The following is a 25,647-nucleotide window of genomic DNA, read 5'->3' as shown; positions in this document are numbered from 1 at the left end:
AAAGGAGGGACGCGTGGACGCTCCTGTGAATACCAACCTGCTCGAGCTCTATCGGACGATGCGGCGCATCCGCACCTTCGAGGAACGGGTCGGCGAACTCTTCGTGCGCGGACAATCCGCAGGTTCGATGCTGCATCTTTCCATAGGCGAGGAGTCGAGCGCTGCGGGCGTCTGCGCGGCAATGAAGCCCCAGGACACCTTCACGACCCACCATCGCGGCCATGGCATCTTCCTCGCACGCGGTGCCGATCCTAAGCGGATGATGGCTGAAATCGGCGGCAAGGAAACCGGTTACTGCCGCGGAAAGGGCGGTTCGATGCACATCGCGGACATGGCGCTCGGTCATCTTGGTGCCAATGCCATTGTCGGCGGCGGCATACCCGCCGTGATCGGTGCCGGTCTGTCGAGCAGGCATCTCAAGCAGGATTCGGTCTCGATCGCCTTCTTTGGGGACGGGGCCATGCAGCAGGGCATCCTGTACGAGAGCATGAACATGGCTTCGCTCTGGAACCTGCCGGTGCTCTTCGTCTGCATCAACAATCAGTACGGCATGGGCACGCGCATCGACCAGGCGACCCGCAACACGGCATTCGACCAGCGGGCCAAGGCCTTTGGGCTGAACGGCGCGGTGGTCGACGGCCTCGACGTCGAGGAAGTTCAAGCCGCGGCGCGCTGGCTCGTTGACGAGGCGCGCGCCGGCAAGCCCGGATTCCTGTCCGTCGAGGTCTATCGTTTCTTCGGCCATGCACGCATGGACAAAAGTCCCTATCGCGAGGAGGCGGAGGAACTGGAAGGCCGCAAAAAGGATCCGGTGCTTTTCGCGCGCAACAAGCTGATCGACACCGGTATCGAGGAGGAGCGGATACTCGACGAACTGGACAAAGCGATCGCCGCGGAAATGGATGCGACCATCGATTTTGCCGTCGAATCCAAGGCACCGCCGCTGGGCTCGATGTTCAAGGATGTCTACGCCGCCGGCGAGCCCGAGCCTGAATCCGTCAGGGCCCGTATCGACCGTGTTCTTGCCAGGGATGACGCATGATGACTTCGATGACGTACAGAGACGCGCTCCGCAAGGCGCTGGACGACGCGATGACGGATGACAGCTCCATCGTCGTGATCGGCGAGGAAGTGGGCCGCTATGGCGGCGCATACGGGGTCACCAAGGATCTCATCAAGATACATGGGGCCGACCGACTGATCGATACGCCGATCTCCGAGCCGGCCATCGTCGGCACCGCTGTCGGTGCGGCGATGACGGGCCTGCGCCCGGTCGCAGAACTGATGTATATCGACTTTCTGGGCATGACCATGGATCAGCTCGCCAACCAGGCGGCCAAGATACGGTACATGTTCGGCGGCCAGATCGGCGTACCTATGGTGCTCAGAACCCAGGGCGGTACGGGCCGTTCCGCTGGCGCACAGCATTCGCAGAGCCTCGAAGCCTGGGTGATGCATACGCCAGGTCTTCGGCTCGCCATGCCGGCAACGGTCGCCGATGCCTATCATCTGCTGCGCCAGAGCCTGACCAAACCGGATCCGGTGGTCTTCATCGAGCACAAGGCACTTTATACCCGCAAGGAGGAAATCGACCTCGACGCAGATCCTTTGCCCTGGGGCAAGGCTGCCGTTCGCCGCCAAGGCGACGATCTCGTCATCGTCACCTATTCCCGACAGGTGTTTTACGCATTGGAAGCGGCCGACGCGCTTGCCAGGAAGGGGATCGAAGCGACCGTCATTGATCTCCGGACGCTGAATCCCCTGGATTTCGATACGGTGCGCGAGCATGTCGAGCGCGTAGGCAAGGCGATGGTGGTGAGCGAAGGGGTGATGACCTCGGGCGTTGCCGCCGAGCTTGCCGCCCGCATCTCCGAGGAGTGTTTCGATTTTCTGGAACAGCCCGTCCTGCGCGTGGCCGGTGAAGACATCCCGATCTCGGTTTCGCAGGAACTCGAGTCCGGCAGCGTGCCTTCCGCAAGGATGATTGCCGATGTTGCCGCGAGAATGATGGCATGAGCGAACGCATCCTCAAAATGCCTCGCCTCGGCGAGACGATGGAAGAAGGCAAGATTGTCGGCTGGCTGATCAAGCCGGGCGACAGTTTCCGCCGCGGCGATCCGATCATCGAGATCGAAACCGACAAGACGATCGCCGAGTTCCCGGCGCTCGGGGACGGAAGGCTAGAGGAGGTTCTCGTCGAGATCGGCGACATGATCGAGGTCGGCAAGCCGCTTGCGCGCGTCGATATCGTCTCCGGTCCCGACTGGACCGCCGAGGATGGCTCCGCGGCGGAACCGGAGACCGAAGCCGCAGTGACAAAGGCCGAGGCGACGGCAGATACGGCGAAAGAACCGCCTTTAGACGATAATCCCAAGCGCCCGGGTGATCGCGTCCGTGCGACGCCCCTTGCACGCCGATTTGCGCGCCGCAGCGGCATCGACATCAACTCCGTAGCCGGCACTGGCCGGCGCGGCCGCATCGAGAAGCATGATGTGCTGGCCGCCGCAGACGGTCAATCGGTGCCATCCAGGATGCCCGCTGCTGCGGCAACCAGCTACGCAGCGCTTCGGCGCGGCCGCATGGCTTACCTCGACAGCGGCAAGGCATTCGGGGGCACAGTGCTGCTCCTTCATGGCTTTTCGGGTGACCGGACCACCTGGACGGCAGTCCTCGCGGGCCTCAGACGCGCCGGCAAGCGCGTCATCGCTCCGGATCTTCCCGGTCATGGACTGACGGAGATTGAAGCTAGCTCGCCTTCCGACCTATCCGCCGACCTTGTCGAATTTCTTGACGCGCTCGCCATCGAAAAGGTGGACGTCGTCGCGCATTCGCTTGGGGCGGTAGCTGCCCTCGGGCTTGCCGCTTCGGAACCGCGCCGGATCGGGTCGCTTTCGTTGATCGCCCCTGCCGGCATCGGTTCCGAAATCGACACCGGCTTCGTTCATGGCATGGCTGGTGCTCGCACGAGCGGGGAAATAGCCCATCTCCTGCGCCGCTTGTCCGTCAACGGCATCGAGCTTTCAGAAGCTGCATTGGAAGCGATTGCGGCTGATCTCGCGAGAGGAAGGCTTAGGGCGCTTGCCGATGCCGTGGCGGGTCCGTCCGGCCAGAGAGTGGACAGCCTTATGGCGCTTCAGAGGCTCGTCGCATCGATGCCGGTGCGGGTGCTCTTCGGTCTCGAAGACAGGATCATTCCGTGGCGGCAGGTCCTTGCTTTGCCGCCGCAGGTGGCGATCCATCTCCTGTCCAGGTCCGGCCATATGCCGCAATGGGACCAGACGAAGGACGTCCTCGAAATCCTGCTTTCCAAGGGAGAACAGCCGTGAGCGAAGTTTCGGAAAAACTGAAGGATGCGCAACGCCGGATCGCTGCGCTGGCCAAAGCCAGCCCAGAGCTCTTCGGTGGCTTTGCACGGGTCAGCAAGGTCGCGGCCGCGTCAGGCAGCTTCACTTCGACGCAGAAAGAGTTGATGGCGGTAGCAATCGCCGTATCGAAAGGATGCGAAGATTGCATTCTTTACCATGTGGATGCCGCACTTAAGCACGGTGCCAAGGAGGCGGAACTGGTCGAGGCCCTCGAGGTCGCGGTGGAGATGAGCGGCGGTCCGGCGGTCATGTATGGCGCAAAGGCATTGGAAATCATGCGCGCACTGCAATAGGGAGCCATCCCGCAGGGGCGGAGGAGGAGGATGGAATGGGCTATTTTCTGACCGCGGATGGCGGCACCGAAAGTCTTCGGGCACGCCTTTACGATCTCACCGGCAACTGCCTCGGGAGCGCTGCCGTCCCTTACGAGACGAGGTTTTCGGCCGGCGCGCGCGCCGAACAGAACCCGGAGGATTGGTGGAGAGCCTTCGTCGAAGCATCGCGCCGGACGATCTCGGAGGCAGACGTGGAACCGGCTGCAATCGAGGCGATCACGCTTGCGACGACGAGTTGCACAGTGGTCGCGCTCGACCGTGAGGGCAAGGCGCTCAGGCCGGCGATCATCTGGATGGATGTGCGCGCCAGCGATGAAGCGGACGCGGTTCTCGCAACCGGCGACGAAGCCCTCATTTCAAACGGGGCCGGTCGTGGACCGGTGTCAGCGGAATGGATGATCCCGAAGGCATTGTGGATCGCCCGCAACGAACCCGAGATATTCGAAGAAGCACACACGATCTGCGAATACCAGGACTTCATGACCTTGAGGCTCACCGGGGAGCGTGCGGCGAGCCTCAACAACGTGACGCTACGATGGCACTACCAGACCGATCGCGGCGGCTGGGCCAGGACGCTCGTAGAGAAGCTCGGACTTTCGGCGCTGCTCGACAAATGGCCCCAGCGAGTCGTCGCCCCAGGTGAAGTCGTAGGTACCCTATCGCCGGCTGCCGCACAGGAACTCGGTCTCTCCACCAGGGTCAAGCTGGTCCAAGGCGGCGCGGATGCCCTGATCGGCATGATCGGGCTGGGCGTCGCCAAACCCGGGCAGCTCGCGTTGATCACCGGCTCGTCGCATCTTCAGTTCGGCGTCACGGAATCCGCCGTTCATGCACCGGGTGTTTGGGGCACTTATCGTGACTGCGTTTATCCGAACCGCTACATCGTCGAAGGGGGCCAGACTTCCACCGGATCGATCATCGCCTGGCTCGGCCGGCTGATGAACGGGACGATGGATCTCGACGAACTGAACCGCAAGGCGGCCGCGCTCGAGCCCGGTTGCGACGGGCTTCTGGTACAGGACCATTTCCAGGGGAACCGAACTCCCTACACCGATGCGCTCTCGCGCGGCGCGATCGTCGGTCTGACACTGGCCCACGAGCCGCATCATATCTTTCGCGCCATCATGGAGGGCATAGGCTTCGGGACGCGCGCAATTCTCGATGCCATGGCGGAAGCAGGCTATCGCGGCAGCGAAATCACAGTTGGCGGAGGTGCTGGCGCATCCGAGCTCTGGCTTCAGATTCATGCCGATACCGCCGGTCTTCCGGTGTGCGTGCCGGCCTCCCGCGATGCGCCGTCCGTAGGTGCCGCGGTTCTTGCCGCGCATGGCGCCGGCTATTTCGCCAGCATCGACGAGGGCATTTCAGCGATGGTGCGGCCGGGTAAGCGTATCGAGCCCCGCCCGCGTGAGGCAGCGCTCTACGACGGGATCTATCAGCAGTACCGCGCGCTCTATCCTGCACTGAAGTCGCTTCGGGATCGGGGAGGTGAACCAAGATGAGTGACGCTGACTTCAGGCTGGACGGCAGGCGTGCGGTCGTAACGGGCGCTGCCCGGGGCATCGGCCGGGCGATCGCCGAACGGCTGGCTGTGGCCGGTGCGCATGTGGTCGTCGCCGACCGCGAAGAAGCGGAGGGTAATATGGCGGTAGCGTCCATCGAGGCGGCCGGAGGTAAAGGCGCTTTCATTTCTCTGGACGTCACCGATCCGGGAGCTGTCGCTCGGGCCGTGGACACCATCTATGACGAGTATGGCCCTGTTGACGTTCTGGTCAACAATGCCGGCATCGTTCGTAACGCGCCTGCTTTGGAGATGAGCCTGGATGACTGGAAAACGGTGATCGACATCGATCTCGGGGGCATTTTCCATTGTGCGCAGGCTTTCGGCAGGCGCATGGTCGCAGCCGGGCGTGGCTCGATGGTCAATATTTCATCCATCTGCGGCGAAGTGACCGTCTATCCGCAGCCCCAGGTTTCCTACAATGCCGCCAAGGCCGGCGTGAACCTGCTGACGAAATCGCTTGCCGTAGAATGGGCGAAGAGTGGTGTCCGCGTAAACGCCGTCGCTCCCGGCTATGTCGGTACCGAACTGACGTTGCGCGGCCGCAGCAATCCCGAATGGTTTGGCACCTGGATGCAAATGACACCTATGGGACGTCTGGGCGAGCCGCGCGAGATCGCCAATGCCGTCCTTTTTCTTGCCGCCGACGCTTCGAGCTATATCACCGGTACGGTGTTGACGATCGATGGCGGCTATACCGCTCTTTAGAATGGAGGACCCAATGACTGCTTCCAACCGTACCGCGCTCGTAACCGGCGCAAGCCGCGGCATCGGCCGTGCTATCGCCATCGGTCTCGCCGAGCGCGGCTATGACGTCGCCATCAACGATATTGAGCGGCAGAAGGATGTTCTCGCCGGTGTGGCGACGGAGATAGAAGAGCTCGGGCGGCGCGTCATAACCGTTTGCGCCGATGTCAGCAGCAAGGCCGAGGTGAGGGCAATGGCAAAAGCCGTCGGTGATGCCTTCGGCCATCTCGATGCGGTGGTCAACAATGCCGGAATACTGATTTCAGGTGATGTCGAAGGCCTCGACGAAGAACACTGGGACAGTGTCATGGATGTGAACGCCAAGGGAACCTTCCTGGTCGTCCAGGCCGTTCTGCCGATGATGAAAGCGCGCAGATATGGACGCATCGTCAACATCGCCTCGATCGGCGGCAAGCATGGTGCACCCGAACAGGCCCATTATTCCGCGTCGAAGGCTGCAGTGATGGGTTTCACGCGCGTTCTGGCACAGGAAGTGGGCGTTGACGGGATCACTGCCAACTGCGTGTGCCCCGGGATCATTCTCACGGATATGGGGCGCGTCAATCTCGACGATCCGGCTGTGAAGAAGAGCTGGCAGGACAAAACCGCCATGCGTCGCATCGGCGATCCCGAGGATGTCGTCGGTGCGGTTGCCTTCTTTGCTTCCGATGATGCGGCTTTCGTGACCGGCCAGACGCTGAATGTGGACGGCGGCATCGTGCTGAGCTGATCAAGTCGCGTGGCCCGAACCGCTGCACGGTTTCGGCCATCGCACTGCCCGGGAACTCTCCACTATCCGCCGGCAGGCGGGGTTGCGCAGCATGAAGCGAAGCCTCCGGAGATTACGTCCCTTGGGAGGTTGCGGCCGATGAAGACAAGGCGCGAGACACGCTCCTCCCCATCTGTCCAGGGACGCTGGTGATCGCCTTCCACCAGCATATGCACGCCTTGGACGACATAGCGGTGGGGATCGCCGGCAAGGGCGATGATGCCCTTCATCCGCAGCATGTCCATGCCGAAGGTCCGAGCGGTTGTCTGGATCCAGCGGAAGAACTTGTCAGGGTCGACGGGTCGACGTTCGACCAGTGAAAAGCTGGTGACATGATCGTCATGCTCGTGAGCGTGCTCTTCTTCCAGGAAGTCGGGCTCGATTTCGAGAATGCGGTCGAGGTCGAAGGCCTTGCGATCCAGCAGACTGGTAATATCGAGATCGCAGCGTTCAGTCCTGAGAATGCCGGCCGTGGGATTGATCCGGCGGATGCGATCCTCCACGGCCTTGACGCCCTCGGCCGATACGAGATCGGTCTTGTTGAGGATGACCGTGTCTGCGAAAGCCAATTGCTCCTGCGCCTCGTGCGCGCGGTCGATTTCGCCGAGAAGATGCTTCGCATCGACGACGGTGACGATGGAATCGAGCCGTGTCTTGGAGCGAACGTCCTCGTCGACGAAGAAAGTCTGGGCGACCGGAGCCGGATCGGCGAGACCCGTGGTCTCGATCAGGATGCCGTCGAAACGATCGCGTCTGCTCATCAGCGCCTCGATGATGCGGATCAGGTCGCCGCGCACCGTGCAGCAGATGCAGCCATTGTTCATTTCGAACACTTCCTCGTCGGCATCGACGATCAGGTCGTTGTCGATGCCGACCTCGCCGAATTCGTTGACGATCACGGCGAATTTCCTGCCATGCGGCTCAGAAAGGATGCGGTTGAGGAGTGTTGTCTTTCCAGCTCCGAGATAGCCGGTGAGAACTGTAACGGGGGTGGGGGCGATCTGGTCTGGCAAGGCGAACCTCGAGGCTGCATGGTCGCCGGATGGATACGCCGGCCGGCCATAATGTTATTACGTAACCTTGCAATGTAATAACGTAACACACCCGATGCTTGTCAACCCCGAAGCTCGTATGCGGGCCTCGTCAGCGGCCAAAAACGAAAGTCGGCGGCAGGGCGCGCGCTCGTCCCTGCCCTTACTCAGCCCTCAATTCCTGGTGAAGACGTAGTCCGTCTCCTGCCGAAGCGTTTCGCCCGGCCGCAGAATTGCGTTAGGAAAACCTTCGTGATTGACCGCATCGGGCCAGATCTGTGTTTCGAGACAGAAGCCTGCAAAGGCGCCGTAGCGGCGGCCTTCGAGGCCGGGAACGGCTACGTCGAGTTTTTCTCCGGTATAGAGCTGGACGCCGGACTCCGTCGTCAGAACTTCCAGCGACACGCCCGAATTGATGCTGCGTACCAGCGCGACGGATCGCTTCTGCATCCGTTCCGGGGAGAGGCAGAAATTGTGATCGTAGCCTATCCTGTCGCCGTCCAGTTGTCGCTTGAGCGAGGTCATTTCGCGCAGGTCGAAGGCGGTGCCGTCGACGGGGCGGATCTCTCCCGTTGGAATCTGCCGCTCGTCGGTAGGCAGGAAGTGGTCCGCCGCGATCATGATATCGTGGCCGAACGCGTCCGATCCGCCATCGAGGTTGAAATAGCTGTGCTGGCAGACATTGGCGAGCGTCGGCGCGTCGGTCTCGGTTTCGTAGACGACGTTGAGCGTACCGCCGGGCTTCAGCCGATATGTGCAGGTGATCGTGCAATTGCCGGGATAGCCGGCACGGCCGTCCGGATCGGTGATTTTGAGCGTCACACTGTCTTCGTCCCGTCCGACGATCGTCCAGTTGCGCCTGGCGATATTGTCACTGCCCCCATGTAGATGCGTGACGCCCTTCTCGTTGCGTTCGAGCTGATAGGCCCTGCCGTCGAGCGAGAAACGGCCGTCGCCGATGCGGTTGGCGTTGCGGCCGGGCGTGGCGCCGAAATAGGAGGAATGGGCTGGATAGCTTGGGAAATCCTCGAAGCCGAGCACCAGCGGCGGCGCATGTCCGTCGAGCCGCAGATCCTGGATGACCGAGCCCCAGGTGATTACCGACGCCGTCAGACCGCCGCCCTTGAGGGTCACCCGGTGGACGGGCTCGCCTGAGGCCAGATGGCCGAAGATTTCCATGTCGGTCGTCATTTTGTCTCCCCATTTCCGCAATCGGGCGCCAACCTGCGGCATTTCCGGCGGTGCGGCAACTATAAAGTCATACTTTTCCGCTTCAATACGCTCCGGCTCCGATTTTCGCCGGTTCGTAGGGCGTCGTCTGGTAGATCTCGTTGATCCAATTGCCGAAGAAGAGATGTGCGTGGCTGCGCCAGCGGTTCTGCGGGGGAAGGGCGGAGTCGTTGTGCGGGAAATAGTCGTGCGGCAGCTTGATCGGCACGCCGGCATCGACGTCGCGGAAATATTCCTCTGACAGCGACGTTGAATCATATTCGACGTGGTTGAACATATAAAGCCGGTTGCCTTTCTTCTCGTGCACGAGGCAGACGCCCATCTCCTTGGATTCCATCAGGATTTCGAGATCCGGCACCCGATCTATATCGGCGCGGCGCACTTCGGTCCAGCGCGAAACGGGCACGGCGAAATCGTCGGAGAAGCCGTTCAGATAGACCGAGGAGGGCTTGAGGTTCTGGTGGCGGTAGACGCCGAATGCCTTCTCCTTCAGCGGATATTTCGGAATGCCGTGAAAATGGTAAATGGCAGCCATCGCGCCCCAGCAGACGTTCAGCGTCGAATGCACGTTGGTCGTCGTCCAGTCGAAGATCCGCTGCAGTTCCTTCCAGTAGGTGACCTCTTCATATTCGAGCGTCTCGACGGGCGCGCCGGTGATGATGAAGCCGTCGAACTTGCGGGCCTCGACTTCTTCAAAGGTCTCGTAGAAGGCGAGCAGATGTTCTTCGGGCGTATTTTTCGGCCGGTGGCCGTTGACACGCACCAGCGTCAGTTCGACCTGCAGCGGCGTGGCGCCGATCAGCCGCGCCATCTGGACCTCGGTCTTGATCTTGTTCGGCATGAGGTTCAAGAGCCCGATCTGCAGCGGCCGGATGTCCTGGCGGATCGCCTCTGTTTCGGTCATCAGCCGCACGCCCTCGTGTACGAGGGTTTCGAAGGCGGGCAGCGTATCGGGTATCTTGATGGGCATGGGTGTCCACTCGATCAAATACAAAAAAACCGGCGGCGAAACCATCGCGACCGGTCCTCGGAAATCTATCGTTCCCTCGGCCCTTTAGCGACTTCTTTAACGTGGCTGCAAGCCGGCCGGCCAAATCACCACGGATTGTTTGATAGCGCGAGGCGGGGATCGCGGTCAATGAAAAACGATTCGCACCGCTTGGATGCGGCCTTCGGTCGAACGACGCGAAGCGGCTTAGCCGCGAAACGCCGTGACCTCGATCTCGATCAGCATTTCCGATCGGATGAGGTCGCAGACGATCATCGTTGCGGCCGGGCGGATGTCGCCGAAGGTCTCGCCGAAGATTGGGAAGACGCGGTCGGCAAAGCTCGCATCGGTGACGTAGTAATGGTTGCGCACGACGTCCGACAGCGAGAAACCGGCTTGTTCCAGGGCGTCTTCGATCGTCTTCAGGCAGTTGCGTGCCTGTTCCTCCACCGTTTCCGGCATGGTCATGGTGGCGTAGTCGTAGCCGGTCGTGCCGGAGACGAAGCACCAGTCGCCTTTCACGACGGCACGCGAATAGCCTGCCGTCCTTTCGAAGGGAGAACCGGACGAGATGAGCTTGCGCGTCATCCGGCAGTTCAGGCCCAAGGGCGCGAGGCGGCGGTCGCCTTCTCGAAATTGTCGATGGAGCGACCCTTTTCGAGCGTGAGGCCGATATCGTCGAGGCCGTTCAGCAGGCAATGGCGCTTGAAGGCATCGACCTCGAACTTGATCGAGCCGCCGTCCGGCCCGGTGATTTCCAGCGCTTCCAGATCGATCGTCAAGACGGCGTTGGAGCCGCGGCTCGCGTCGTCCATCAGCTTGTCGAGGTCTTCCTGGCTGACGACGATGGGCAAGATGCCGTTCTTGAAACAGTTGTTGTAGAAGATGTCGGCGAAGGAGGTCGAGATGACGCAGCGGATGCCGAAATCGAGAAGAGCCCAGGGAGCATGCTCGCGCGAGGAGCCACAGCCGAAATTGTCGCCGGCGACGAGAATCTTTGCATTCTGGTAGGCGGGCTTGTTGAGCACGAAATCCGGGTTGGGGCTGCCGTCCTCGTTGTAGCGCGCTTCCGCGAAAAGACCCGTGCCAAGACCGGTGCGTTTGATCGTCTTCAGGTAGTCCTTCGGAATGATCATGTCCGTGTCGATGTTGACGACGGGCAGGGGAGCGGCAACGCCGGTGAGCTTGACGAACTTGTCCATGACTTGGCCTTCGATTTCAGCGGAAATGTTGGTAAGCGTTTAGATCAGTTTTGCGCCGAAATGAAGGAGAATCTGCTCTCTTCGAGAGGGAGCAGGGCGGAAAACCGCTTCACGCTTCTCTTCAATCCCGCTCCGGCAGCCAATTCTAATCTAGAGATCGATGATCGTGCCCCGACCGTCGTTCCAGATCCGCATCTCGCGCGGGGGGACGCCTGCCGGCCTTGCCTCGGCGCGCGTGCTGGCGTGGATCGGCCGCGGGTTGAGCTTTGCGGCGATGGCGCTGCCGATCGCGACGACGGCCGCAATCCCTGCCAGCGCCAGGGCGAGCGAGGCGGTAAAGACGAAGGCCACGAGCGTGATGGTGATGGCGGCGGCCGTGAAGAGAACAGAGCGAATGCTTTGCATGTGCGTCACCTTTCTATCGGCCATGTGGGTGTTGGCGATGCGGCTTGCAAGAGGGTCCGCCTATCGCGTCTTGCGCATAGCTTGTCTCGTCTTGCGCAAAGGTTGAAAGGCAGGCACAACGAATGCCATGACAGGGAACGGCATGACGAGAGCGATCGACCATCACCCCGTGCGGCTGCGCCGTTCGGTGCTCTCGGTTCCGGCCGACAATCAGCGCGCGCTCGCCAAGGTCCGCGATCTGGCGGCGGACGCCGTGATCTTCGACCTCGAGGACGCCGTCTCGCCGGACCGGAAGGGCGAGGCACGCGATGCGCTCGTCCGTCATCTTGCCGGCAACCGGCCGCAGGCCGAAACGATCATCCGCGTCAATGCGGCGGGTTCGGACTTCGGCGAGGCCGATCTCGCAGCGGCGCTTGCCGCGCGGCCCGATGCTATCCTCCTGCCAAAGGTCGAAAGCCCTGCCGATATCCAGCGCGTTCTCGACTGGCTTTCGGAAAGGGATGCCCCGGAAGAACTGAGGCTCTGGGCGATGATCGAGACGCCGCGCGGGGTCGTAAACGGACCGGCCATCGCCGAGACCGGCCGCACCTTCGGCGGACGGCTGGATTGCTTCGTCGTCGGGCTGAACGATCTCCGCAAGGAGACGGGCGTACCCGCCCTTCCCGGCCGTAACTATCTCGTCCCCTGGCTGATGCAGATTCTTCTTGCCGCGCGCGGCAGCGGGCTCGACGTGATCGATGCCGTCTTCAATGATTTCCGCGATCCGGAAGGCTTTGACACGGAGTGCCGGCAGGGACGCGATATGGGCTATGACGGCAAGATGCTGATTCATCCGGCCCAGATCGATGCGGCCAATCGGTATTTCGGCCTGGAAGAGGCGGCGATCGAGGAGGCGCTTTCGATCATCGAGGCCTTCAGCCTGCCGGAAAATGCCGGAAAGGGCGTCATCAATCTTCATGGCCGCATGGTCGAGCGCCTCCACCTCGAGCAGGCGATGAAAATCGCCGCCAAGGCGGAGATCATCGAAAAGCGAAAGGCAAGATCTTGAAACTCTACCGCTTTCTAACCGGCCCCGACGATGCCTCCTTCTGTCACAAGGTGACGGCGGCATTGAACCAGGGGTGGACGCTGCATGGCCCGACGACCTACGCCTTCAATGCCGACACCCAGCATATGCAATGCGGCCAGGCGGTGGTGAAGGACGTGGAGGGCAAGGATTACCATCCGGATATGAAACTGTCGGAACAGTAGGGATCGTTTTCGGGTGAGTTTACGCCTCAAGCGGGTAAAGAGGTGTGAGCGCCTGAGCGCACTAGACTAAGACTATTAAGGTATTGGAGACTGAAGCCTCTCCTCTCCCTTCATCCCTGTGCTTGTTGCGAGCACAGGGATGAGGAAATCAAACAGGCCGCGGCGGGTATCCCGAATCTCAACAGGCCTCAGCCGCCCACGTGCTCCACGCTAGCCTCGATCCGTTCCATGTCGTCATCCGACAGGCCGAAATGATGGCCGATCTCGTGGATGAGTACATGGGTGATGATGTCGCCGAGCGTTTCCTCGTTTTCGGCCCAGTAGTCGATGATCGGACGGCGATAGAGGGTGATCCGGTTCGGGAACTCCCCGGTTTCCATGGTGAAGCGTTCGCCGAGGCCGCGGCCCTCGAACAGGCCGAGGAGGTCGAACGGCGTTTCGAGCGCCATGTCTTCGAAGACATCGTCGCTTGGAAATTCGGCGACTTCGATCGTGAGATCCGTCGTCAGCTTGCGGAATTCCTCAGGCAGATGGCTGTAGGCTTCAAACGCGAGCTGTTCGAATACGGTAAGCGTCGGTGCGTGGCGTTCCCGCCAATCATCGGTCTGGTCAATGCGGGCCATGGGCACTCCTTGTTGCCCTCATATAGCGATTTTGCCCCGGTTTTTCGAGTGATGAATTCTCGCTCGTCAGGAGGCGGGAATATATTCCCAAGATTGGTTGTTGACTCCTGAGGGCAGCTCTGGAATCCATAAGAACATAACAGGAACATAGATTGGAGTTGACCGTCATGGCCGGAAACGCCGTGCAACGGCAAACTGTTCTTTCCCTTCGCGAAACCATTGCGCGGATCGAAGATCGCGGGCTGCAGGGATGCGCCCGGGCGGTGGCCAAGGCGGCCGATCCCGCCGGTTTTCGCCGGGGAAAGGAAGAGGCTTCCCGCCCCGAGGTTCTGCCACTGGGCGTCCCGAAGCTCGATGAGGTCCTGAACGGCGGATTGCCGTTCGGGGGCATGATGGAGATTCGCAATGCGGAAACCCGCGATGCGGGGGCCGCCGTCGGTTTCGTGGCGGCCCTTGCGGCGCTCTATCAGCGGCAGAAAAAGGAGAGTGGCTGTCTGGCTCCGGTCCTTTGGATCAGCCAGACGCTTGCCGCCCGTGAGGCGGGTCAGCCATATGCGCCTGGCCTCAAGGCCTATGGGCTCGACGTCCAACGCTTCCTCTTCGTTTCGGCACGCACGGTCAAGGATGCGCTCTGGATCGCCGAAACGGCTCTTTCGGTGCCGGTCTTCGCCGCGGTCGTTCTGGAAATCCGCGGCAATCCTGCCTCCCTGGCCCTGAGCGAGAGCCGGCGGCTGCATGTGAGGGCCCGGGCGGGCGGCGTGCCTCTCCTCGTCTTCCGCCAGGCGGGCGAGGAGGAGGCGAGCAGCGCCTTTTTCCGTTTTCAGGTCAAGCCGGCGCCGGCCGGCGAACGTCCTCTTCCCGACGGCTCGGTGCTTTGCGGCAGCATCGGCCATCCCGTCTTTCACCTCCTTGTCGAAAAAAGCAGGCTTCAAGCCTCCGACGACATCTTTCTTGAATGGAACGCCCATGACCGCCGCTTCTACGCACTCGACGAGCGCTGGAACGCCGCTCTTCAGACAAATGATGAGCCAACGGATCCTGTCGATCCACTTTCCGCATCTGCCGGCCGATCGCATCGCGCGCATTCGTTGGGGCGCCTCCTGGCTTTCCCGCGGGCGTCCTGACCATCCGCCCGTCGTCTTCGCCGCCAAGCTCGACAATGCTATGCGGCTCGTCGCGCTCGATACTGTTGCGGAGCGTGTCGGCCTGAAGCGTGGCCAGGGGGCGGCGGAAGCCCGCGCCATGTGTCCCTCTCTCGACGTGATCGCCTTCGATCCGGCCGCCGATCAGGCCTTTCTGGAGGCGCTTGCCGACTGGTGCGACCGCTATACGCCGCTCGTGGCACTCGACGGCAAGGACGGCCTGTTCCTCGACATCACCGGCTGCGCCCATCTTCATGGCGGCGAGAAGGCGCTCGTCAGCGATGTTCTGTCGCGCCTTTTCTCTCTCGGCGTCGAAGCGCGGGCAACCGTTTCCTCCGCAGCCGGCCTCTCCTGGGCGGCCACCCGTTACGGCGATGCAGATGTCATCGCGCCGGGAGATGGAGATCCGCTCCTTGCGCCCTTGCCGGTCGCCGCGTTGCGGCTGCCGGCGGAAACTGCTGCCGCCCTCGAACGGGTCGGGCTGAAGCAAATCGGCGATCTTCTCGAAGCGCCGCGGGCGCCGCTCGCGCGCCGCTTCGGCTCCATCCTTCTTCTGAGGCTCGATCAGGCAAGGGGCTTGGAGGAGGAGCCGCTTTCGCCCCGGCTGCCCGTGCCGAGTTTCTCGGCCGAGCGCCGGCTCGCCGAACCGCTGCAGGACGAGGAATACATTCTCGAACTGACCCGGCATCTCGCCAGGGATGTCCGTTCCTCGCTGGAGCGGCATGGCGAAGGCGGGCGGCTCTTCGAGCTTCTCCTGTTCCGCGTCGATGGCCGGGTATTTCGCGTCCGAGCGCACGCAGCCGTGCCCTTGAACGATGCCATCCGTATCGCCGCCCTCTTTCGCGAACGGCTGCAGGCGGTTCATGACGATCTGGATGCCGGGTATGGTTTCGAGATCGTCAGGCTCTCGGTTCTCAGAAGCGAGAGGCTCGATCCTGCGCAACAGGATTTTTCCGGCGTTCCCGACGAAAGCCAGCCGCTGGCGGCTTTCGTCGACAAGGTCTCCGCCCGCTTCGGGCCGGATTGTCTGATGCAGGCGACCCTTATGGAAAGCCACCTACCGGAACGGGCCGGGGGATTTGCCGCCGTAACGGACGTGGCCGCGATCCTGGGATCACCTCCCCTTGGAGAGAGGGCTTTCCCCGAAAACCGCCCGCTTCGGATTTTCGCGCATCCCGAACCGGTGGAGGCGACGGCCGAAGTACCCGAGGGCGCGCCGCGCAGCTTCAACTGGCGCAAGACCCGGTATCGCGTTGCCCGTGCCGAGGGACCGGAGCGCGTCGCCGCCGAATGGTGGATCGATGGGGAGGGCCATCCGACGCGCGATTATTTTCGGATCGAGGACCAGGAGGGCCGCCGCTTCTGGCTGTTTCGCGAAGGCCTTTATGGAAGAGAGACCGCCTCGCCCCGCTGGTTCATGCATGGAGTTTTCGCATGAGCGGGGATACTGCCTTCTACGAACTCGGTGCGTGCACGAATTTCTCTTTTCTCGAAGGGGCGGCGCCGGCCGAGGAAATGGTCGTCTTCGCCAAGAAGGCGAGGCTTGCCGGTCTCGGTATTGCCGACCGCAACAGCGTTGCCGGTGTGGTGAGAGCCCATGCCAAGGCGAAAATGGAGAACTATCCTTTCCAGCCGGGCGCCCGTCTGGTTTTTGCCGACGGTACTCCGGACGTGCTCGCCTATCCGAGGAACCGGCGGGGGTGGGGGCATCTCTGCCGCCTGCTCAGCGCCGGTAACCTGCGTTCGAAGACGGGCGATTGCACGCTCCATCTCGCCGATCTTCTCGAATGGCAGGAGGAGCTTCTCCTGATCGTCATGCCGGATAGGGTACGGCCGGAACCGGAGAGCCTCAAGCCACTGCTCGGGAAGCTGCAGGAACATGCCGGCAATCGGCTCTATCTCGGCCTGGCGCCGCGCTATGACGGTTTCGACCGGCATGATTTCGCCGTGCTGGCCACGGTCGCCCGAAAAGCCGGCATCGGGTTACTCGCCACCAATGACGCGCTTTATCACGATCCGGATTACAGACCGCTTGCAGATGTCGTGACCGCGATACGGGAACATGTGCCGGTCGCCGGCGCCGGCTTCCTGCTGCAGAAGAATGCCGAAAGGCATCTGAAGAGTCCGAGGGAAATGGCGCGGCTTTTCAGCGACTATCCCGAGGCGATTGCCAATACGCAGAAATTTTTCAGGCATCTCGCCTTCAGCCTCGACGAGCTCAGGCATCAATATCCGGATGAAAACGCCGGGGGTGAGACGCCGGCCGAAAGCTTGCGGAGGCTCGTCTCGGAAGGTGCCGCCGAGCGCTATCCCGAAGGCGTGCCGGAAAAGGTGCAGCGTCAGATCGAGTACGAACTCGAGCTTATCAACGACAAGAAATACGAGCCTTACTTCCTGACCGTCCACAAGCTTGTGAAATTTGCCCGAAGCGAGAAGATTCTCTGCCAGGGGCGGGGGTCGGCGGCCAATTCCTCGGTCTGTTTCTGTCTCGGCATCACCGATGTCGATCCGCAGAAATTCACGCTGCTGTTCGACCGCTTCCTGTCGAAGGATCGCGACGAGCCGCCCGATATCGACGTCGATTTCGAGCATGAGCGGCGCGAAGAGGTGATCCAGTATATCTACAGGACCTACGGCAAGGAGCATGCGGGCCTTGCGGCTGCGGTGATCAGCTATCGCTCACGGTCCGCCGGGCGCGAAGTCGCCAAGGCCTTCGGGTTTTCCGAGGATGTACAGTCGGCCCTCGTCAGCTCCATCTGGGGCTGGGGGAACTCGCCCTTCACAGAGGAACAGGCCAGGGGAGCGGGACTCGACGCGGCGGACCCGTCGACGCGGCGCGTCCTTGCCTATGCCAGCCTGCTCATGAACTATCCGCGCCATCTCTCGCAGCATGTGGGCGGTTTCGTGATTACCCGCGACAGGCTCGACGAAGTCGTGCCGATCATGAATACGGCCATGCCGGACCGCTACATGATCGAGTGGGACAAGGACGATCTCGACGAGTTGAAGATCCTCAAGGTCGATGTGCTGGCGCTCGGCATGCTGACCTGCCTTGCCAAGGGCTTCAAGCTGCTGGAGGCGCATTACGGCGAGCCGATAACGCTGGCCGAAATCTATCAGGATCACCAGCCGGCCGTTTACGACATGATCTGCCGTGCCGATACGGTCGGCGTCTTCCAGATCGAAAGCCGGGCGCAGATGAGCATGCTGCCGCGCCTGCAGCCACGTGAGATGTACGATCTGGTGATCGAGGTTGCGATCGTCCGGCCCGGACCCATCCAGGGCAATATGGTGCATCCCTATCTCAAACGCCGCGAGGGACAGCGCAAGGGCGAAAAGGTCAAATATCCGAGCCCCGAATTGAAGGCGGTCCTGGAAAGGACGCTGGGCGTGCCGCTGTTCCAGGAACAGGCGATGCAGATCGCGATCACCGCCGCCGGTTTCTCGCCCAGCGAGGCTGACCGCCTGCGCCGTGCCATGGCAACCTTCAAGCGGACCGGCACGATCCACACCTTCGAGCGGAAGATGGTCGAGGGCATGGTCGCGAATGGTTACGAGAGGGAATTTGCCGAGCGCTGCTTCAACCAGATCAAGGGATTCGGCGAATATGGCTTCCCCGAAAGCCATGCCGCCTCCTTCGCCTCTCTCGTCTATGCCTCGGCCTGGCTCAAGACCTATTATCCGGACATTTTCTGCGCCGCGCTCCTGAACGCGCAGCCCATGGGTTTCTATGCGCCGGCGCAATTGGTGCGCGATGCCCGGGAACACGGAGTGAAAGTGCTGCCGGTCGACATCAACCACTCGGATTGGGATGCCTTGCTCGAAGGCGAAGGCCAGTTCCGAAAGGAGTCTGTCGACCCGCGCCATGCCGATATGCGGGAGGTGATCAAAACCCGGAAGGCCGTGCGGCTGGGCTTTCGGCTGGTCAAGGGCCTTAAGCAAGCGGATATGGGGGCGCTCGTCGCGTGCCGGGGAGAGGGGTATCGCTCCGTTCATGACCTATGGTTTCGCTCCGGCCTTTCCCGCTCCGTTCTGGAGCGCCTTGCGGATGCCGATGCTTTCCGATCGCTAGGTCTCGACCGGCGCGCGGCCCTCTGGGCGGTGAAAGCCCTCGACGAGCAATCGGCGGTGGAGCGGTTGCCGCTTTTCGAGGGGGCGGGTTCTCTCGATCTGCGGGCCGAGCCCAAGGTTGCTCTTCCCGAAATGCCGGCAGGCGAACAGGTCATTCATGATTATCGCACCCTGACGCTCTCCCTGAAGGCACACCCGGTTTCTTTCATGCGGGAGGATTTCTCGCGAACGGGGATCCTGCGCAGCCGGGATCTGGCGGCAACTGCAACGGGGAAATGGGTAACTGTGGCGGGTCTGGTGCTGGTCAGGCAGAGGCCGGGCTCCGCCAATGGAGTCATCTTCATGACGATCGAGGACGAAACCGGAATCGCCAATATCATCGTCTGGGAAAAGACGTTCCGGAAATACCGGCCTCAGGTCATGGGATCGCGGCTCGTGAAAATACGTGGACGCTTGCAGAACCAGAGCGGCGTCATTCACGTGGTCGCCGATCATCTGGAGGATATAACGCCGATGCTCGGCCTCCTGCGCCGTGAGGCGCGGCGTTTCGGCGCCAACGACCGCGCGGATGGAGCCTTGCGGCCGAGCGGGGACGCTCGCGAAAAGAGAAAGCTCCGGCAATTGCGCCTCGGCCTGCCCGGCGGGGCAGAGCCCGAGGGCGAGGCAGCCGCTCAGGTGGCCGAGGCCATGCCGAAAGGGCGCAATTTTCATTAGACACCCCAAGCGAGATCGGCCTGTGTAAAAATGTCGCAGGCCGCTCTGCCGAAATTGCAAGTTAAGGAAGAAAAATCTGCCCCTTAGAATCGACTAATGTGATGATAATACGATGATTTCCGTCAAGTTTAGAATCGCTCTAATTAATCCTTCAACCTTATGGAGAGGAGTTTTTACTTGACGGCAAATATCCTCTTTTGCTTTATCGCAAAATCAGAGCGTTGCGTATGGCAGGCAAGACGAAATGCTGGTTTGCAGTTGCAATTTCATCACCGAGAAAGAGATCGAGGACACGATCGTCAGCCTCCTCGATGAGGACTGTTGGCAGCTGATCGTGCCGGCGAAAGTCTATCATGCGATGGAAAAACGCGGCCGTTGCTGCGGCTGTTTTCCCAACGTCATCGACATCATCATCCGCACCACCGAACAATATCACGCCCGCCGCGACTCGACGGACGGCGATATATTTGATTTCATGACCCGCCTCAGACAATTCCATGAAGAAAACCGGAGGGCGGATCTTGAAAGGCGACGCAAAGGTCATCGAGCAGCTTAACGAAGCGCTCTATCTCGAACTAGGTGCCGTAAACCAGTACTGGCTGCATTACCGCCTTCTCGAAGATTGGGGCTACACGCTGCTTGCCAAGAAGGAGCGGGCCGAATCGATCGAGGAAATGCATCACGCCGACAAGCTCGTTGCGCGAATCCTCTTCCTTGAAGGTCATCCGAACCTGCAGACGGTTGCACCGTTGCGCATCGGGCAGAACGTCAGGGAAGTGCTGAAGGCCGACCTTGCCGGCGAATACGATGCCCGCACCGCCTACAAGAACTCCCGCGACATCTGTCACGCGGCCGGCGATTACGTATCGATGAAGCTCTTCGAGGAACTCCTCGCAGACGAGGAAGGCCATATCGACTTCCTGGAAACCCAGCTCGACCTGCTCGACAAGATCGGTGATGAGAAATACGGCCAGCTCAACGCCGCTTCCGCCGACGAAGCCGAGTAAGCTCCGGTATCATCAAATCTCAAGGGCGGCCCCTCATCCGGCTGCCGCCACCTTCTCCCCCGTTATACGGGGAGAAGGAACCGCCTTGAGGGAAGAAGGTGGCCGGTGGCCGGATGAGGGGCCCGTGCCGCCCTTTTCTTCTCAACGCACCAGATGCGAGAACGTCGCGACGATCTCTTCATAGGCTTTGCGTTTGAAGGGAACGATCAAACCTGGCAGCGCATGCATGGGCTTCCATTCCCAGGCGTCGAATTCCGGCTCATGACCGCCGGGCGGCGGGTTGATGGCGATCTCGCTTTCGTCGCCCTCGAAGCGGAAGGCGTACCAGCGCTGCCTCTGCCCGCGATACTTGCCCTTGAGTCCGATCCCGATCAGGTGCGAAGGAAGGTCGTAATTGATCCAGTCCGGCGCCTCGGCGATGAGCGAAACCGAGCGGATGCCGGTCTCTTCGTAAAGTTCGCGGTAGGCGGCCTCGAGCGGGTCCTCTCCCTCGTCGATGCCCCCTTGCGGCATCTGCCAGAGCTGCGGCGACCCGTCATATTCCGAATTGCCGACGGCGAGCCGATGCCCGACCCAGACCAGTCCCTGCTGGTTGAGAACCATGGCGCCCACGCATGGCCGGTAGGGCAGGTCCTCTGCCTTCATGACGCGCCCCTTTTCGTTGCCCATGTCGTGTCATCCTTCCTTTGCATGTTCGTCTGCTGCGGCGCCTCATCAGGCGCGCAAGGCCGCTGCTTAGAGCCTTTCCTGGTTAAATGGAAACGATTCTGTTGGCTCGAGCGGAGTGGAATGCTTGCTCGGCTGGCGCGCGTCGTAGCCCAAGCATACGGCCAAGCCAGCCGAGCAAACAGGCCGCCCGCTTCAGCCAACCCGAAGGGCCGGGAATCTTTCCGCCAGGAACAGCGGCGATCGTCTCGGCCGTACCTTGGGGTACGACCTTCGCCAATCGCCGCTGCCCTGACGAAAACCTGCTCCGCCAGAATGGTTCCATTTAGCAGGAAAGGCTCTAAATCAATTGTGTTTCGGATCTTTGACGAGCGCGGCAACGCCGACAACCTCGATGCCCCGTCCGCCGGCTTCCTCGATCCATTCCGCAATGGACGTGACGCTTTCGTCGAAGGCGGAGGCCACGCCGATTGCCGTACCGCCCTTGCGCGCGATGCGCTCCAAATCGTCAAGCCTGCGCAGAATGGTACTGCGGCTGAGTTCGCTGTCGAGAACGACATCGGCGAAGCCGTGCGGCACGTCGAAGGCGCCGGCGAGTGTGCCGGACAGGGATTGTGCCGACGTGCCATCGTCCAGGAAGAGAAGACCCCTCTTGCCGAGATCGCGCATGACCGGCTCGAGCGCATCCGCATTGGAAAGGAACCGCCCGCCGAGATAGTTCATGACCCCGGTATAGTTGGTGATCTGCCCCATGCTCCTATGCAATTGCGCAAGATTCTCCCGCGCATCCGCGGAAACCCTGAGCGCAGGTGGCCCCGGATCGTTGTCGGGGGCGTCGAATGGTTCCATCGGTACCTGCAGCAGGATTTCGTGGCCGTCGCGCCTCGCCTCCTGCATCCAGCGCTGGAGGCTGTTACCGGCCGCCGCGAAGGCGAGCGTCACTTCCGGCGGCAGATCGCGGATGGCGCGCTGAGTTCCCGTCTGACTGAGGCCGAGGCCGCCGACGACGATGGCGATCCGCGTTCCGCGCGCGCCGGACCAGGGACGCGCATATTGCTCCATAGGTCTCAGGCCGTCCGGGCCGATGATCGGCAGCCTGCCTTCGGGACGATCCTCCAGCAGGCTTTCATTCGGAAGCGCTGCCATGCGAGGGTCCTGGCCGCGCGTCGACCCGACATCGATAAAGGCGGGACCGCCGGTTTCGCGTGGACGGGGCGTGTATTTCCGGACCGTCGCACCGTGGTCGGTCAGAACCTCCTCGACATCGGCGCCGGAGAGAGCGCCGCTGCGCTTCAGCGGCGAGGGCGATGTTACGGGCGCGCCGGAGGACGATGCCTCGGCAACAGGGTTCGCTTCGGCCACGGTCGGTGCTGCCGGGGAGCGCGTCAGGGGAACGGGAAAAAGGGCGCTCCTCGCCGAAAGCCCCATGATGGCGACGGCTGCAAGACTGAGGCCCGAATAGCGCAGGAGGCGACGAAGATCGCGCTTATGCGCGCGTCTCTCCTTGCGGTTCTGTCCAAGGGGGGCGTTGAGATCAGTTGCCAAACGGGGCCTCGGCAGAGCTTCGATCCTGGGCTCATATCGCGGCCGGCATGACGATGAATTCGAAGGGGATCAGAATCACCGCACATCCGACTACATGCGACGGATAATATAAAGGCGCCGGGTTGAACAGCCCGGCGCCTCTTTGTCGGCCCTGTCGAGGCCCTATTCTTTCAGCTGCGCCTGCTGCGGATTGGCCGGGAAGGACGGATCCGTCTTCTTGCCGCGCAAGAGGTCGAACGCATAGTTGAGCTGAATGTCGTCCTTGGTCTCCGGTGGCACGTAGGCAACGGAACCGGAGCCTTCTTCGGTCTCTTCCTGGCCCGGAATGTGGCCTCTGAGATCGGATTCGCCCTGCGCTTCCACCTTGCCCAGAAGTTCGGGGGGCAGCGGCTGCTCGACCTTGATGTCCGGCGTGATGCCGGTGCCCTGGATCGACTTGCCGGACGGCGTGTAATAGAGCGCCGTCGTCAGGCGCAGTGCGCCGGCCTCGCCGAGCGGGATGATCGTCTGCACCGAGCCCTTGCCGAAGGAGCGCGTGCCGAGAACGGTCGCCCGCTTCAGGTCCTGCAGCGCTCCGGCCACGATTTCCGAAGCGGATGCCGAGCCGCCGTTGACGAGCACGACGACGGGCTTGCCGTCGGCGAGATCGCCGGGGGTCGCATTGAAACGGCGGGTTTCGTCCGGATTGCGGCCGCGGGTCGAAACGACCTCGCCACGCTCCAGAAACGCGTCCGAAACATTGATCGCCTGATCGAGCAGGCCGCCCGGGTTGAGGCGCAGATCGAGAACATAGCCCTTGAGCTTGTCCACCGGAACTTCCGCCTGAATCTTTTCAATGCCCTTCTTCAGGTCTTCGAAGGTCTTTTCCGTAAACGAGATAACCCTGAGATAGCCGACATCGCCTTCGACACGCACCTTCACCGCGCGTACGGCGATCACGTCGCGTACGATCGTCAGCTCGATCGGTTTTTCGGCTCCCTTGCGAAGGATCGTCAGCTTGATCGGCGTGCCGACGGCGCCGCGCATCTTGTCGACCGCCTCTTCGAGTTTCAGGCCGCGGACGTCCTGGCCGTCGATCTTCGAAATGAAATCGCCTGCCAGCACGCCGGCGCGGGCGGCGGGCGTGTCGTCGATCGGGCTCGTTACCTTGACGAGGTCTTCCTCCATGGTGACCTCGATGCCGAGGCCGCCGAACTCGCCGCGCGTCTGGGTGCGCATGTCTTCGGCATCGGCCGAGTTCATGTAGCTCGAATGCGGGTCGAGCGAGGTGAGCATGCCATTGATCGCGTTCTCGATCAGCTTGTCGTCCTGGGGCGGCGTCACATACTGCGCACGCACGCGCTCGAAGACGTCGCCGAAGATGGCGAGTTCGCGGTATGTCGACGAATTCGCGGCCACGGCCGGCATCGTTGCCGAATAGACGACGCCCATCGCCGTCGCGCCCATCAGCGCCCCGACCAGGACAAGTGAAGCTCTACGTATCATTTCGCGCCCTTCCAACCTCTGCTGCGGTCCACCACGGTCGGGAATCAACCGGTTTCCCGTCTTTTCTGAACTCAATGTAAAGCGTTGGCCTGTCGGTTTCCAGCGCCAAGGCTGCCGCACTCGCCACTCTTTTTGCACCCATCGTCCCCACCGGCTCTCCGGCCACCACGAACTGCCCAGGCCGGACAGTGACGTTCTCCATGCCGGCGAGCACGATGTGATACCCGTCACCGGCGTTGAGAATGATCATCTGCCCGTAGCTGCGGAAACTCCCGGCATAGACAATCCACCCGTCCGCCGGCGTGGTCACCAGCGCGTCTGCATTGGTCTCAAGCATGATCCCCTGCAGCGAATGCCCTGTTCCGTCCGCGTCGCCAAAACGGCGCACAAGCGAACCCGCGACGGGATAAACCAGCCGCTCCCGCAACTCGGAAAAGACATATGCCGGGGCAATGCGGTTTTTGTCGGGCACCGCACTCCTCGCGAGCTCCCGCGCAGCCTCGCGTTCAGCCTCGCTCATGCGGCGGCGTTCCTCCTCCTCGGCACGGGCGGCGGCAGCCGCCTCGCGTACGGAGGAGATCTCGTTTTCGATCGATGCGATCAGTCCTTCGAGGTTGGTTGCCTGCAAAGCGAGTTCCTCGGCCTTGCGCTGTTCGGCCGCCAGGTCTGCCGCATTCCGTTGCCTCAGCTTCTCCTTCTCGGCGACGAGCATCGACATACGCCGCTCTTCCTCGAGCCTGGCGGTCATTGCCGCGGTCAGTTCCTCGCGTTCCCTGGCGATGCCGACGCGGATGTCCGCGAGCGCCTTCAGGTCGGCGATGAGGCTTTCGGTCTGTTCGCGGATTTCAGGTACGACGGCGCCGAGCAGGATGGCGCTGCGCACCGAGCCGAGTGCATCCTCCGGCGTCACGAGGATTGCCGGGGGCGGATTGCGGCCCATGCGTTGAAGGGCGGCGAGTACTTCGGCAAGAAGACCGCGACGGGCGCGCAACGAACGCCGCACCACATCCTCCTTGACGCGCAAATCACCAAGCTTCTTCTCCCCGTCGACGATCTTGCGTTCCAGTTCCTGCCGCTTGGCTGCCGAAGAGACGAGGGCGTCACGAAGGGCCTCGTTGTTCTTGTCGATCTCGGCGATCGTCTTTTCGAGCGATTGGGAGCGCTCCCGCGAAAGCGTGATCGTCCTGGACAACGCCTCGAGTTCGCTAGCGGTACTGTCGCGACGAACCGCAAGATCGGCTGCCGGGTCCGGCGGCGTCTGCCCGGCGGCATTCCTGCCCGCGGGCGCATCGGCAAACACATCGGCTGGCGCGTTTTGAGCCGCAGCCGGGCCGATCATCGACAGCAAAAGCGACGCGACCGCAATGCCGCGGCCGATCCGGCGCGCATAGGATATCAGATCGGCTCTATTCGTTGGAGGTCTCATCCAGTCACGTAAGTCCAAAGTCAGGGGACCCTATTCTGATTTGCCGGGCACACCAATACATAATCGCGTTATTGGGGGGTGAGG

General features: G+C 61.9%; 25 protein-coding genes and 1 riboswitch. Of the genes, 14 read left to right on the top strand and 11 right to left on the bottom strand.

Features of this window, described 5'->3' with window-relative positions; all coding sequences use genetic code 11:
- Window positions 1–13 precede the first annotated feature (13 nt).
- The 7 genes from FB009_RS08430 to FB009_RS08400 are packed head-to-tail and all read left to right on the top strand — an operon-like array spanning window position 14 to window position 6,738.
- Entirely contained in the window at window positions 14–1,042 is a 1,029-nt protein-coding gene (locus FB009_RS08430) for a thiamine pyrophosphate-dependent dehydrogenase E1 component subunit alpha (RefSeq protein ID WP_012067246.1), read from the top strand.
- Window positions 1,043–1,050: 8 nt separating this feature from the next.
- Window positions 1,051–2,016, top strand: coding sequence for an alpha-ketoacid dehydrogenase subunit beta (locus FB009_RS08425; protein ID WP_234705060.1), 966 nt, complete (start codon window positions 1,051–1,053; stop codon window positions 2,014–2,016).
- Window positions 2,013–3,326 carry an acetoin dehydrogenase dihydrolipoyllysine-residue acetyltransferase subunit gene (locus FB009_RS08420; protein ID WP_012067244.1) on the top strand — a complete coding sequence of 438 codons (1,314 nt, stop codon included), beginning with the start codon at window positions 2,013–2,015 and terminating at the stop codon, window positions 3,324–3,326. Before FB009_RS08425 ends, FB009_RS08420 begins: the two co-directional genes overlap by 4 nt.
- Window positions 3,323–3,658 carry a carboxymuconolactone decarboxylase family protein gene (locus FB009_RS08415; RefSeq protein ID WP_012067243.1) on the top strand — a complete coding sequence of 112 codons (336 nt, stop codon included), beginning with the start codon at window positions 3,323–3,325 and terminating at the stop codon, window positions 3,656–3,658. The genes FB009_RS08420 and FB009_RS08415 overlap by 4 nt, the downstream gene beginning before the upstream one ends.
- 35 nt (window positions 3,659–3,693) lie before the next feature.
- Complete coding sequence (locus FB009_RS08410; RefSeq protein WP_012067242.1) at window positions 3,694–5,202, top strand: FGGY-family carbohydrate kinase; 1,509 nt, start codon at window positions 3,694–3,696, stop codon at window positions 5,200–5,202.
- The gene (locus FB009_RS08405) at window positions 5,199–5,969 is read left to right on the top strand and encodes an SDR family NAD(P)-dependent oxidoreductase (RefSeq protein ID WP_012067241.1); all 771 of its coding nucleotides are present in this window, start codon (window positions 5,199–5,201) and stop codon (window positions 5,967–5,969) included. The genes FB009_RS08410 and FB009_RS08405 overlap by 4 nt, the downstream gene beginning before the upstream one ends.
- A 13-nt stretch (window positions 5,970–5,982) precedes the next feature.
- A complete protein-coding gene (locus tag FB009_RS08400) occupies window positions 5,983–6,738 on the top strand; it encodes an SDR family NAD(P)-dependent oxidoreductase (protein WP_012067240.1) in 756 nt (251 codons plus the stop codon).
- Between the two features lie 62 nt (window positions 6,739–6,800).
- On the opposite strand, the gene FB009_RS08395 is transcribed toward FB009_RS08400, so the two are convergent.
- The 6 genes from FB009_RS08395 to FB009_RS08370 all read right to left on the bottom strand — a co-directional run bounded on the left by FB009_RS08395 (window position 6,801) and on the right by FB009_RS08370 (window position 11,633).
- Window positions 6,801–7,790: a CobW family GTP-binding protein gene (locus FB009_RS08395; RefSeq protein ID WP_024310876.1), complete on the bottom strand. Its 990-nt coding sequence runs from the start codon at window positions 7,788–7,790 to the stop codon at window positions 6,801–6,803.
- A 192-nt stretch (window positions 7,791–7,982) separates the two neighbouring features.
- A complete protein-coding gene (locus FB009_RS08390; protein WP_012067239.1) occupies window positions 7,983–8,999 on the bottom strand; it encodes an aldose epimerase family protein in 1,017 nt (338 codons plus the stop codon).
- An 82-nt stretch (window positions 9,000–9,081) separates the two neighbouring features.
- Window positions 9,082–10,008, bottom strand: coding sequence for a homoserine O-acetyltransferase MetA (gene metA, locus FB009_RS08385; RefSeq protein WP_024324237.1), 927 nt, complete (start codon window positions 10,006–10,008; stop codon window positions 9,082–9,084).
- Window positions 10,009–10,072: 64 nt separating this feature from the next.
- A riboswitch (SAM riboswitch) is annotated at window positions 10,073–10,150 on the bottom strand.
- Window positions 10,151–10,233: 83 nt separating this feature from the next.
- A complete protein-coding gene (locus tag FB009_RS08380) occupies window positions 10,234–10,614 on the bottom strand; it encodes a RidA family protein (RefSeq protein ID WP_012067237.1) in 381 nt (126 codons plus the stop codon).
- An 8-nt stretch (window positions 10,615–10,622) separates the two neighbouring features.
- Complete coding sequence (leuD, locus tag FB009_RS08375) at window positions 10,623–11,228, bottom strand: 3-isopropylmalate dehydratase small subunit (protein WP_012067236.1); 606 nt, start codon at window positions 11,226–11,228, stop codon at window positions 10,623–10,625.
- Between the two features lie 150 nt (window positions 11,229–11,378).
- Window positions 11,379–11,633: a hypothetical protein gene (locus FB009_RS08370; protein WP_012067235.1), complete on the bottom strand. Its 255-nt coding sequence runs from the start codon at window positions 11,631–11,633 to the stop codon at window positions 11,379–11,381.
- 127 nt (window positions 11,634–11,760) lie between these two features.
- Here FB009_RS08370 and FB009_RS08365 point away from each other — a divergent pair, with 127 nt between their 5' ends.
- Both FB009_RS08365 and FB009_RS08360 read left to right on the top strand, forming a co-directional pair.
- Window positions 11,761–12,681 carry an HpcH/HpaI aldolase/citrate lyase family protein gene (locus FB009_RS08365; protein WP_018209276.1) on the top strand — a complete coding sequence of 307 codons (921 nt, stop codon included), beginning with the start codon at window positions 11,761–11,763 and terminating at the stop codon, window positions 12,679–12,681.
- Entirely contained in the window at window positions 12,678–12,884 is a 207-nt protein-coding gene (locus tag FB009_RS08360; protein WP_012067233.1) for a DUF1737 domain-containing protein, read from the top strand. The genes FB009_RS08365 and FB009_RS08360 overlap by 4 nt, the downstream gene beginning before the upstream one ends.
- Before the next feature lie 188 nt (window positions 12,885–13,072).
- On the opposite strand, the gene FB009_RS08355 is transcribed toward FB009_RS08360, so the two are convergent.
- Window positions 13,073–13,507, bottom strand: a complete 435-nt coding sequence (locus FB009_RS08355) for a metallopeptidase family protein (RefSeq protein ID WP_012067232.1) — start codon at window positions 13,505–13,507, stop codon at window positions 13,073–13,075.
- A 167-nt stretch (window positions 13,508–13,674) separates the two neighbouring features.
- On the opposite strand from FB009_RS08355, the gene FB009_RS32675 reads away from it, so the two are divergent.
- The 5 genes from FB009_RS32675 to bfr all read left to right on the top strand — a co-directional run bounded on the left by FB009_RS32675 (window position 13,675) and on the right by bfr (window position 20,441).
- The gene (locus FB009_RS32675) at window positions 13,675–14,631 is read left to right on the top strand and encodes an ImuA family protein (protein WP_012067231.1); all 957 of its coding nucleotides are present in this window, start codon (window positions 13,675–13,677) and stop codon (window positions 14,629–14,631) included.
- Window positions 14,531–16,087 (top strand): Y-family DNA polymerase, encoded by a 1,557-nt coding sequence (locus FB009_RS08350; RefSeq protein ID WP_018209278.1) that lies wholly within the window; start codon window positions 14,531–14,533, stop codon window positions 16,085–16,087. Before FB009_RS32675 ends, FB009_RS08350 begins: the two co-directional genes overlap by 101 nt.
- Window positions 16,084–19,434 (top strand): error-prone DNA polymerase, encoded by a 3,351-nt coding sequence (locus FB009_RS08345; protein ID WP_102045037.1) that lies wholly within the window; start codon window positions 16,084–16,086, stop codon window positions 19,432–19,434. Before FB009_RS08350 ends, FB009_RS08345 begins: the two co-directional genes overlap by 4 nt.
- A 244-nt stretch (window positions 19,435–19,678) precedes the next feature.
- Window positions 19,679–19,990 carry a (2Fe-2S)-binding protein gene (locus FB009_RS08340; protein WP_012067228.1) on the top strand — a complete coding sequence of 104 codons (312 nt, stop codon included), beginning with the start codon at window positions 19,679–19,681 and terminating at the stop codon, window positions 19,988–19,990.
- Window positions 19,956–20,441, top strand: a complete 486-nt coding sequence (bfr, locus tag FB009_RS08335; protein WP_012067227.1) for a bacterioferritin — start codon at window positions 19,956–19,958, stop codon at window positions 20,439–20,441. Before FB009_RS08340 ends, bfr begins: the two co-directional genes overlap by 35 nt.
- 141 nt (window positions 20,442–20,582) lie before the next feature.
- On the opposite strand, the gene FB009_RS08330 is transcribed toward bfr, so the two are convergent.
- From FB009_RS08330 to FB009_RS08310, 4 genes are all read right to left on the bottom strand, one after another.
- Complete coding sequence (locus FB009_RS08330; RefSeq protein WP_012067226.1) at window positions 20,583–21,110, bottom strand: RNA pyrophosphohydrolase; 528 nt, start codon at window positions 21,108–21,110, stop codon at window positions 20,583–20,585.
- 342 nt (window positions 21,111–21,452) lie between these two features.
- Entirely contained in the window at window positions 21,453–22,652 is a 1,200-nt protein-coding gene (locus FB009_RS08320; RefSeq protein ID WP_102045038.1) for a divergent polysaccharide deacetylase family protein, read from the bottom strand.
- A 162-nt stretch (window positions 22,653–22,814) separates the two neighbouring features.
- Window positions 22,815–24,137 carry a S41 family peptidase gene (locus FB009_RS08315; RefSeq protein ID WP_012067224.1) on the bottom strand — a complete coding sequence of 441 codons (1,323 nt, stop codon included), beginning with the start codon at window positions 24,135–24,137 and terminating at the stop codon, window positions 22,815–22,817.
- Complete coding sequence (locus tag FB009_RS08310; protein ID WP_127580589.1) at window positions 24,127–25,563, bottom strand: murein hydrolase activator EnvC family protein; 1,437 nt, start codon at window positions 25,561–25,563, stop codon at window positions 24,127–24,129. Before FB009_RS08310 ends, FB009_RS08315 begins: the two co-directional genes overlap by 11 nt.
- Window positions 25,564–25,647 lie beyond the last annotated feature (84 nt).

The sequence above is a fragment of the Sinorhizobium medicae genome (assembly GCF_007827695.1).
GTDB lineage: Bacteria > Pseudomonadota > Alphaproteobacteria > Rhizobiales > Rhizobiaceae > Sinorhizobium > Sinorhizobium medicae.
Note: the sequence above shows the minus strand (reverse complement) of the source record. Positions and strands in the feature narration are given on the sequence as shown.

Bases quoted from the DNA above. Each gene is read 5' to 3' on its own strand.
- FB009_RS08340 (WP_012067228.1), top strand. From the start codon at position 19,679: ATGCTGGTTTGCAGTTGCAATTTCATCACCGAGAAAGAGATCGAGGAC.
- leuD (WP_012067236.1), bottom strand. From the start codon at position 11,228: ATGGACAAGTTCGTCAAGCTCACCGGCGTTGCCGCTCCCCTGCCCGTC.
- FB009_RS32675 (WP_012067231.1), top strand. From the start codon at position 13,675: ATGGCCGGAAACGCCGTGCAACGGCAAACTGTTCTTTCCCTTCGCGAA.
- FB009_RS08310 (WP_127580589.1), bottom strand. From the start codon at position 25,563: ATGAGACCTCCAACGAATAGAGCCGATCTGATATCCTATGCGCGCCGG.
- FB009_RS08365 (WP_018209276.1), top strand. From the start codon at position 11,761: ATGACAGGGAACGGCATGACGAGAGCGATCGACCATCACCCCGTGCGG.
- FB009_RS08345 (WP_102045037.1), top strand. From the start codon at position 16,084: ATGAGCGGGGATACTGCCTTCTACGAACTCGGTGCGTGCACGAATTTC.
- FB009_RS08330 (WP_012067226.1), bottom strand. From the start codon at position 21,110: ATGGGCAACGAAAAGGGGCGCGTCATGAAGGCAGAGGACCTGCCCTAC.
- FB009_RS08390 (WP_012067239.1), bottom strand. From the start codon at position 8,999: ATGACGACCGACATGGAAATCTTCGGCCATCTGGCCTCAGGCGAGCCC.
- FB009_RS08400 (WP_012067240.1), top strand. From the start codon at position 5,983: ATGACTGCTTCCAACCGTACCGCGCTCGTAACCGGCGCAAGCCGCGGC.
- FB009_RS08350 (WP_018209278.1), top strand. From the start codon at position 14,531: ATGAGCCAACGGATCCTGTCGATCCACTTTCCGCATCTGCCGGCCGAT.
- FB009_RS08315 (WP_012067224.1), bottom strand. From the start codon at position 24,137: ATGATACGTAGAGCTTCACTTGTCCTGGTCGGGGCGCTGATGGGCGCG.
- FB009_RS08425 (WP_234705060.1), top strand. From the start codon at position 1,051: ATGACGTACAGAGACGCGCTCCGCAAGGCGCTGGACGACGCGATGACG.
- FB009_RS08380 (WP_012067237.1), bottom strand. From the start codon at position 10,614: ATGACGCGCAAGCTCATCTCGTCCGGTTCTCCCTTCGAAAGGACGGCA.
- metA (WP_024324237.1), bottom strand. From the start codon at position 10,008: ATGCCCATCAAGATACCCGATACGCTGCCCGCCTTCGAAACCCTCGTA.
- FB009_RS08420 (WP_012067244.1), top strand. From the start codon at position 2,013: ATGAGCGAACGCATCCTCAAAATGCCTCGCCTCGGCGAGACGATGGAA.
- FB009_RS08405 (WP_012067241.1), top strand. From the start codon at position 5,199: ATGAGTGACGCTGACTTCAGGCTGGACGGCAGGCGTGCGGTCGTAACG.
- FB009_RS08370 (WP_012067235.1), bottom strand. From the start codon at position 11,633: ATGCAAAGCATTCGCTCTGTTCTCTTCACGGCCGCCGCCATCACCATC.
- FB009_RS08355 (WP_012067232.1), bottom strand. From the start codon at position 13,507: ATGGCCCGCATTGACCAGACCGATGATTGGCGGGAACGCCACGCACCG.
- FB009_RS08410 (WP_012067242.1), top strand. From the start codon at position 3,694: ATGGGCTATTTTCTGACCGCGGATGGCGGCACCGAAAGTCTTCGGGCA.